Below are 5,104 nucleotides of genomic sequence, written 5' to 3'. Positions count from 1 at the left end.
CCGGTGGGGTGCGGCGCTATTGCGGCGCTGGGTGCCGAGCGCCTTGACACCGGCCCCGGCGCATAAGGTTCCGCCCACACCCCACAACCCCGCGACCGCGGCGTCCGAATCGGCGTCGAACTCGCGGAAGGCGGCGGCCAGGGCGGCCGCGGTCGGTCCGTCGACGGCGTTGCGGGCGTGCGGGCGGTGCAGCACGACGGTGGTGACCGGACCGTCGCGTTCGACGCGGACGGCGGGTTCGGCGCTATCGCTCATGGCTCGAAGATAGACCCGCCGATCGCCGGTCGGCGACCTCTTGTCGAAAAAGTGAATCGGTGGTTCACTTCTTGCATGGTGTATCGCCGAAGCCCCGCCATGCAGGCCAGGCTGGACGCTCAGGCGCGGCTGATCGTGCAGGCCGCGACCACGGTGCTGTCCCAGGAGGGCTTCGCCGGACTGAACATGGCCGCCGTCGCCGCCACCGCGGGCGTGGCCACAGGCACCGTCTACAAGCACTACGAGAACAAGGCCGAGCTGGTCACCGCCGTCTTCCGCACGGTGGTCGGCCGGGAGGTCGAAGCCGTGGTCGCCGCGGCCGCACCGCCGGCAGGCAGCGCCACCGAACGCGTGGTCGCCGCCGTGCAGACCTTCGCCGGTCGCGCCCTGCGCAACCCGAAACTCGCCTACGTCCTGCTGGTCGAGCCGGTCGACGCCGTGGTCGACGTCGAGCGCCTGCGTTTCCGCCGCGCCTTCACCGACGCCTTCGTCGCCGCCGTCGCCGACGGCGTCACCACCGGCGAACTGCCCGCCCAGAACCCGTACACCACCGCCGCCGGCCTGGTCGGCGCGATCGGCGAGGTGCTCGTCGGCCCGCTGGCCACCAACCCGCACAACGATTCCGTCGTGCGCGAACTCGTCGCCTTCGCCCTGCGCGCCCTCGGCGCCCCGGCCCAGGCAGGTCCCGTCACCGCCACCGATCCGGGAGTACACCGTGCCCACACATGAGGTCTTCAACCAGGCCCCCGGCATCACCCCCTTCGACTTCTCCCGCAACCCCGCGCTGCTGGAGGGCCTGCGCCGCGAGGGCGCCACCTGGGCCGAGGACGAGGTCCGCGAACTCGGCCGCCTCGCGGGCAGCCCGCGAGTCCAGGAGTGGGGCAGGCTCGCCAACGAGTATCCGCCCGTGCTGCGCACCCACGACCGCTACGGACATCGCGTCGACGAGGTCGAGTTCCACCCCCACTGGCACGATCTGATGACCGTCGCCGTCGAGCACGGCCTGCACGGCGCGCCCTGGCTCGACGACCGCCCCGGCGCGCACGTGGCCCGCGCCGCCAAGTTCTACACCTGGGGTTTCGCCGACGCCGGGCACATGTGCCCGATCTCCATGACCTACGCGGTGGTCCCCGCCCTGCGCCACAACCGCGAACTCGCCGCCCGCTACGAACCCCTGCTCGGTTCCCGCAACTACGATTTCGGCCTGCGCGAGCCGTCCGCCAAGGCGGGCCTGATCGCGGGCATGTCGATGACCGAGAAGCAGGGCGGCTCCGACGTCCGCGCCAACACCACCACCGCCACCCCGCGCCAGGACGGCAGCTACCGCATCGTCGGCCACAAGTGGTTCACCTCGGCGCCCATGTCGGACATGTTCCTGACCCTCGCCCAGGCGCCCGGCGGCCTGTCCTGCTTCCTGCTGCCCCGGGTGCTGCCCGACGGCAGCCGCAACCCGATCCGCATCCAGCGGCTCAAGGACAAGCTGGGCAACAAGTCCAACGCCTCCTCGGAGATCGAGTACGAGGACGCCGTCGGCTGGCTCGTCGGCGACGAGGGCAAGGGCGTCAAGACCATCATCGAGATGGTCAACATGACCCGCCTCGACTGCGTGATCGGTTCGGCCACCAATATGCGCGCCGCCACCGTGCTGGCCACCCACCACGCCCGCCACCGCAGTGCCTTCGGCGCGAAACTGATCGACCAGCCCGCCATGCGCAACGTGCTGGCCGACCTGATCATCGAGTCCGACGCCGCCACCACCGTCATGATGCGCCTGGCCGGGGCCACCGACCGCGCGGGAAGCGACCCCGCCGAGGCCGCCCTGCGCCGCATCGCGCTGGCCGTCACCAAGTACTGGGTGTGCAAGCGCGCCACCATGCACACCGCCGAGGCGCTGGAATGCCTGGGCGGCAACGGCTATGCCGAGGAATCGGGCATGCCCCGCCTCTACCGCGAGTCCCCGCTGATGTCGATCTGGGAGGGTTCCGGCAATGTCGCCGCCCTCGACGCGCTGCGCGCCATGGGCCGCCAGCCCGAGACCGTGCAGGCCTACTTCGACGAGGTGAACAACTCGCGCGGGGAGAACCCGCGGCTCGACGACGCCATCGACCGCGTCGGCAAGGAGCTGGCCGACCTGTCCGACATCGAATACCGCGCCCGCCGCGTGGTCGAACTCATGGCGCTCGTCCTGCAAGGCGCGCAGCTGGTCCGGCACGGCCACCCCGCCATCGCCGACGCCTTCTGCGCCACCCGCCTGGGCGACGACTGGGGCATCGCCTTCGGCACGCTGCCGGTCGGGGTGGACACCGGGGCGATCATCGAGCGCGCCTTCGTGGACTGAGGGCGTGGTCAGCGCCCCCGGGGAAACTTGGTGATCACGGTGCCGTCGAGCTCGGCCGCGAGATAGGCCCCGCCGTAGTCGTCGCTGAGATACACCAGCAGGGCAGGCCTGTCGGCGTTGAAGGTCCATGCCGGTTCCACGATCACGTAGCGCAGCGTCGGCTCCGGCACCCCGAGTTCCGCGTGCGCGGTGGCCAGCAGCGCGGGCAGGACGTTCCAGTCGATCTCACGCAGGCGGATGGGCCGCACGTCGTCGTCCAGTTCGCCGCCCGCGCCCGCCCGCGTCGCCACGCCGTCGCGGTAGCTGTATTCGTCGTAGAGGCGGGGATTCGACTCCAGGGGCGCGGCGGCGGCGACATAGCTCGGGTAGACGGTGAACTCGGTGAACTCGTCGTCGCCGGTCAGCTCCTCCAGTGCCGCGACGGCGGCGCGGATGCCGTCCGGGGTGAGCAGGTCGGTGGTGTCGGTGGTGGTGGGCGGGGATTCGGTCCCGGGGATGACGAGGCCGCCGGGCAGGGTGGTCGGTCCGGTGGCCGAGGTCTCCACCGTGCCCGGGCGCAGCAGCACCACGCCGGTGCCGAGCGCGGCGACGAGGAGCAGCGCCGCGGCGATCAGGCCGGCTCGTGCGGCGGGGGACATGCGGCGGCGGTCGGCTTCGAGCGGTGCGCTCGGGTGGGGTGGCGAACCGGCAGAACCCGGGGCGCCCGAGGGGCCGCTGTATCCGGGCGGCCCGTAGGCATACCCGCCCGACGGACCGGTGCTCGGCGCGCCAGGGCCGTAGCCGCCCGACGGGCCGCCGAGACCCGGTGCGCCGCCCCCCGGACAAGGCCTCGCCACCTGATCCTGCCCCGAATGCGCCTCGGTGATCACCCGCGTCAGCAGCATGTCGAGTTCCTCGGTCGACGGCCTGCGCTCCGGCTGCGGCACCAGCACCGCGCCCAGCACCGGCGCCAGCGGTCCGGCCTGCCTCGGCGCGGGAATCGTCGCCTGCAACACCGCCGCCAGCGTGGCCACCGTGGTCTCGCGCCGCAGCGGGTGATACCCCTCCACCCCGACGAACAACAGCAGCCCCAGCGACCACAGGTCGGAGGCCGGATCACCCTCGTGCCCCGCCAGCCGCTCCGGCGCCACATAGTCCAGCGAACCCACCAGATTGCCGGTGCCGGTGAGCCCGGTGGCGTCGTGCAGCGCGGCGATACCGAAATCGGTGAGCACCGGCGAACCGTCCTCGCGCAACAGCACATTCGCCGGCTTGATGTCCCGGTGCAGCACCCCCACCCGGTGCGCGGCCCGCAGCCCCGCCAGGATGCCGCGCCCGATCATCGCCGCCTCCCCCGGCGGAACCGGCCCCTCCGCCAGCCGATCCGACAGCGACCGCCCCCGCACCAGCTCCATCACGATCCACGGATGCGCGGGCGGCGGCGAATCCACGATGTGATGCACCGCAACCACATTCGGATGACTGATCCGGGCCAGCGCCCGCGCCTCCCGCAGCACCCGCTCCCGCTGCACCCCGGGCGCCCCCGCCGAACTGTCCGGGTCGGCGGGCCGCACCTCCTTGAGGGCCACCTCCCGATGCAGCGCCAGATCATAGGCGCGCCACACCGTGCCCATCCCGCCGCTGCCGAGCGGTGCGCGCAACTCGAACCGACCGTCTACCACCACCCGCTCGGGAACCACGCCACAAGCCTAAGCCAGGTAGATGACCTGGTCCCAGCTCCGAGGACCAGCCGAAGCTTCGGCTATCGCGAGCAGTCCGGTTCGGATCCGCACCTCGATCACCTGTCAGGCATGGGAATGTCCGCGCCCGGCAGGATCATGTCCGTGCCGGGAGCAACGGAATTACTGAGGCGATCTGTCCGCCGTCGGGAACCTCTTGAATGACGACCGCCCTCGTTGTTGTCGATCCCCCGCAGAATCAGCTCCTGCAACTCTTCGGGGCCGGCATCCACATCCTACGAACCGTTACTCCCACGATGATGTCGATGCCGCCACCTCGGAGTTGCTCGGACGGCCGTGCGCAGGTGTCAGCCGACTTCCTCGCCCTGGTTGGCCAGTTGATAGCTGGAATCCTCGTCGACCGCTTGCAGTTGGCCGATCGCGGCCTTGTAGGCGTCGCGCATGGTGGTGACTATCTCGATGTGCTGGTCGATGCGGGTGAGGGCGTTGTCGTTCGGGTCGTGGTCCCCGCCGCCGGTCGCTTTCTGCTCGAACTTCGTCTTCAGTTGTAGCGCTGACGGGAGGCCACCGAAGCCGCCGAGGTAGCGCATCTGCTCGATGTCCATCCTCATGCGCAGCAATTGTTGACGGAGGAGTTCACAATGGTCGTACAGGGCTTGACCGATGTCGGTATCGAGCCTGAACTCACCGTTGATGCCCTGCTCTTTGAAGTTTTGCCACGCCTTGAGATGTGACTCCGTACCGGCCATTTCGTTTCTCCTTGGAGTGGCTGAGGCTATTTCGGTAGGTGTGGTTCGAGCGTGGTCGCGTGATCGATCGCGAGGTCGCAGGC

At 70.4% G+C, this 5,104-nt stretch carries 4 protein-coding genes and 1 pseudogene; 2 read left to right on the top strand and 3 right to left on the bottom strand.

Features of this window, described 5'->3' with window-relative positions; genetic code table 11:
* Nucleotides 1-255 (bottom strand): annotated as a pseudogene (locus tag QH283_RS01675) (crotonase/enoyl-CoA hydratase family protein); the annotation flags it as partial.
* A 75-nt stretch (nucleotides 256-330) separates the two neighbouring features.
* On the opposite strand from QH283_RS01675, the gene QH283_RS01670 reads away from it, so the two are divergent.
* Both QH283_RS01670 and QH283_RS01665 read left to right on the top strand, forming a co-directional pair.
* Nucleotides 331-984, top strand: a complete 654-nt coding sequence (locus tag QH283_RS01670) for a TetR/AcrR family transcriptional regulator (protein ID WP_280501250.1) — start codon at nucleotides 331-333, stop codon at nucleotides 982-984.
* The gene (locus tag QH283_RS01665) at nucleotides 971-2,593 is read left to right on the top strand and encodes an acyl-CoA dehydrogenase family protein (RefSeq protein ID WP_280501249.1); all 1,623 of its coding nucleotides are present in this window, start codon (nucleotides 971-973) and stop codon (nucleotides 2,591-2,593) included. The genes QH283_RS01670 and QH283_RS01665 overlap by 14 nt, the downstream gene beginning before the upstream one ends.
* An 8-nt stretch (nucleotides 2,594-2,601) precedes the next feature.
* On the opposite strand, the gene QH283_RS01660 is transcribed toward QH283_RS01665, so the two are convergent.
* Both QH283_RS01660 and QH283_RS01655 read right to left on the bottom strand, forming a co-directional pair.
* Entirely contained in the window at nucleotides 2,602-4,272 is a 1,671-nt protein-coding gene (locus tag QH283_RS01660) for a serine/threonine-protein kinase (RefSeq protein ID WP_280501248.1), read from the bottom strand.
* Nucleotides 4,273-4,619: 347 nt separating this feature from the next.
* Nucleotides 4,620-5,021 carry a hypothetical protein gene (locus QH283_RS01655; RefSeq protein WP_280501247.1) on the bottom strand — a complete coding sequence of 134 codons (402 nt, stop codon included), beginning with the start codon at nucleotides 5,019-5,021 and terminating at the stop codon, nucleotides 4,620-4,622.
* Between the last annotated feature and the right edge of the window lie 83 nt (nucleotides 5,022-5,104).

This window comes from Nocardia farcinica (genome assembly GCF_029867845.1).
GTDB lineage: Bacteria > Actinomycetota > Actinomycetes > Mycobacteriales > Mycobacteriaceae > Nocardia > Nocardia farcinica_A.
This window is presented reverse-complemented; position numbering and strand designations above follow the sequence as displayed.